The sequence below is a fragment of the Acidithiobacillus sp. TH-A36 genome (assembly GCF_057473445.1).
This window is the reverse complement of the sequence record NZ_JBYCKP010000322.1, coordinates 1-3100: the sequence shown is the minus strand read 5'-3', so window position 1 is coordinate 3100 and position 3100 is coordinate 1. Positions and strand designations below refer to the sequence as shown.

Annotated in this window: 3 protein-coding genes; all 3 read left to right on the top strand. The window is 54.7% G+C overall.

Annotation, left to right across the window (positions count from 1 at the left end):
• Positions 1 to 77 precede the first annotated feature (77 nt).
• Positions 78 to 1169 carry a chorismate synthase gene (aroC, locus tag AC2VLY_RS08645; protein ID WP_486892190.1) on the top strand — a complete coding sequence of 364 codons (1092 nt, stop codon included), beginning with the start codon at positions 78 to 80 and terminating at the stop codon, positions 1167 to 1169.
• 3 nt (positions 1170 to 1172) lie between these two features.
• On the top strand, positions 1173 to 2339 hold the full coding sequence (locus tag AC2VLY_RS08640; RefSeq protein WP_486922110.1) for an MFS transporter: 1167 nt from the start codon (positions 1173 to 1175) through the stop codon (positions 2337 to 2339).
• Positions 2340 to 2379: 40 nt separating this feature from the next.
• Positions 2380 to 3100 (top strand): Clp protease N-terminal domain-containing protein (locus tag AC2VLY_RS08635; RefSeq protein ID WP_486922109.1); only part of this gene is annotated, 721 nt, incomplete at its 3' end.

Sequence of the window (3100 nt, the reverse complement as noted above, 5' to 3'; positions counted from 1 at the left end):
TTTCGGTGTCATCGGAAAACTTTGAATCCATTCATAACCATTCGGCTTACGCCATGATTGAAATGGAAAAATAATTCATGGCTGGCAGCAGTTTTGGTGAGTGTTTCCGGGTGAGCACCTTTGGCGAAAGTCATGGACCGGCCATTGGCTGTATTATTGACGGTTGTCCGCCGGGAATGCCCCTGGCACCGGAAGATATCCAGGGTGATCTGGATCGGCGCCGCCCGGGGCAGTCACGCCACACCACCCAGCGCCAGGAAAAAGATCAGGTAGAAATACTTTCGGGTGTGTTCGAAGGGGTCACCACTGGAACACCCATTGGCCTGCTGATTCGCAATACCGACCAACGCTCCCAGGATTACGGTAAAATCAAGGATTTGTTCCGTCCTGGTCATGCAGATTATACGTATCTGCAAAAATACGGATTACGGGATTATCGGGGCGGGGGGCGATCATCGGCTCGCGAAACCGCAACCCGCGTCGCGGCGGGTGCCGTCGCGCGCAAATTTCTCAAAGATCGGCTAGGCATGGAAATCCTTGCCTGGATGGCGCAGATGGGAACTGTGAAGGCCCAGTCGTTTGATGCTGCTGAAATTTCCAAAAATGACTTTTTTTGTCCCGACGCCAGCGCTGCAGAACAAATGGCAGAATTTCTGGATGCGTTGCGCAAGGAAGGTGATTCCATCGGTGCCCGCGTCGATGCCCGGGTTACAGGTATGCCGACAGGACTGGGAGAACCTGTTTTTGATCGCCTGGAAGCTGATATTGCCAAGGCCATGATGAGCATTAACGCGGTGAAGGCCGTGGCCATGGGGGATGGTTTTGATGTAGTCGAGCAGCGCGGCAGTCAGCACGGCGATGCGCTGACCCCGGACGGTTTTCTGAGTAATCATGCCGGCGGAGTGCTGGGCGGAATATCTTCCGGTCAGAATCTGACGCTTTCGGTGGCCATCAAACCTACCTCCAGTATCCGTATCCCTCGTCAAAGTATTGATATCCACGGCCAACCTCAGGAAGTGGTAACCACCGGTCGCCATGACCCCTGTGTAGGTATTCGTGCGGTACCCATTGTTGAAGCCATGCTGGCTTTGACTTTGATGGATCACTGGATGCGCCAGCGCGCCCAGAATGGAGACGTACAGTCTCCACTTCCCCCTATTTCTGCATAAGTAATGGGCATTGAACGGGAAGGGGGCTGGCTGGCCGCCTTCTATTTTGTTTATTTTTGCGCCTTGGGTGCGTTCATGCCCTACTGGGGACCCTGGTTGCATGCTCAGGGCCAAACTCCACTGGCCATTGGCATCCTCACTGCTGCCGTGCAATTCAGTAAAGTTCTGGCGCCTAATCTCTGGGGCTGGTTATCCCACTTCTGGGGGAGCCGCCGGATTGTGATGCTGGGGACTCTGCTCACCGCTGCCGGGTTTCTGGCACTGGAATTCAGCGCCGGTCATTTCCTGGTCATTCTGCTTATCACCCTGGCATTTTCTTTTTTCTGGGCCGCAACGTTGCCATTGGTGGATGCGGCCACGATGGACTGGGCGCAGCGTCGCTCGGCCGCTTATGGTCGCATCCGCTTGTGGGGTTCATTAGGCTTTATTGCCCTGTCCCTGGGAATGGGGGTGTTCATCAGCAACTGGGGAATGCGCGCATTTTTACCCGGTATCCTCGTGTTTTTAGTGCTTGCCTGGTGGGTAAGCCGTCATTTGCCCTACGGAATCCAGACCCATCCGTCACATCAGCTGCGTCCGCGTATGAGTCCGGTCTTGCGGGATGCCGGGCTCTGGTTTTTTTTGTTGGCGGGCCTGCTCGAACAGGCCAGTCACGGCGTATATTATGCATTTTATTCGATTTATGCCGAGGCGCATGGGCTCAGTAGCAGTAGCGTCGGCATGCTCTGGGGTTTTGCCGTGCTTTGCGAAGTAGCCTTTTTCTGGTGGGGAGATCGTTTTATCCGTCGCTTTGGTGTGCCACTGGTTTTTACGGCCGCCTTTTTTCTGACGGCGCTGCGCTGGGGCGTAATTGCCTGGTGGCCGGGCTTACTCTGGATAGTGCTTGTCCAGAGTCTGCATGCAGCCAGTTATGCAGCTTTTCATCTGGCCGCTGTACACTGGGTATCTGAGCGTTTTCCCGGAGCCTTGCGGGCCCGGGGCATGGCGCTTTATGCCAGTATGGTTTATGGCCTGGGCGGCGGCTTGGGTGCCCTTGCCGCAGGCTGGTCCTGGGCCCAATGGGGTGGGCAGCTGACTTTTGCCGGGGCCGGTCTGGTGGCCTTGCTGGCCAGTGTTTTTCTGATTAAAGGATTGCGGGGATCCCCTACCCTTGAAAAAAAGACCAGCTGATCCCATGTGATGGTCAACGTTTATTTCATGGAGCTTTACCATGCGCACCGATAAATTGACCACCAAATTTCAACAGGCCTTTCAGGATGCCCAAAGCCTTGCTCTCGCTCAGGATCATCAACAAATTGAACCCATTCATTTTTTGATCGCTTTTCTGGATCAGGAGGGGGGAATTGCCCGCCCGGTACTTGCCAAAGCTGGTGTGCAGGTGGATGCCCTGCGCAATCAGCTAAGTCGCGCATTGGAAGGCATGCCCAAAGTACATGGTCAGCCCGGCGAAGTACAGGTGAGTCGTGACTTGAACAATATGTTCAATCTGGCCGATAAAATCAGTCAGAAACGCGGTGACAGCTTCATTTCTACCGAGCATTTTCTGCTCGCCCTGCTGGAAGACAAGGGCGAGGCCGGACGCTTGTTCAAAGCTGCAGGAGCCACCAGCAAGGATCTTGAACAGGCCGTCCATGATCTTCATGGTGGCGAAAAAATCAACGATGCCAATGCTGAAGAACAGCGGCAGGCGCTGGAAAAATACACCACTGATTACACCGAAAGGGCCAGACAGGGTAAACTGGATCCGGTCATTGGTCGCGACGATGAAATCCGCCGCACCATTCAGGTATTGTTGCGACGCAGCAAGAATAATCCGGTGTTGATTGGTGAACCCGGCGTCGGCAAAACGGCCATTGTTGAGGGTCTGGCTTTGCGTATGGTCAATGGCGAAGTACCGGAATCCCTGCGCGACAAGCGCCTTTTGGGCCTGG

Excerpts from the sequence above, each read along its gene's own strand:
- aroC (WP_486892190.1), top strand. The coding sequence starts at position 78 with ATGGCTGGCAGCAGTTTTGGTGAGTGTTTCCGGGTGAGCACCTTTGGC.
- AC2VLY_RS08640 (WP_486922110.1), top strand. The coding sequence starts at position 1,173 with ATGGGCATTGAACGGGAAGGGGGCTGGCTGGCCGCCTTCTATTTTGTT.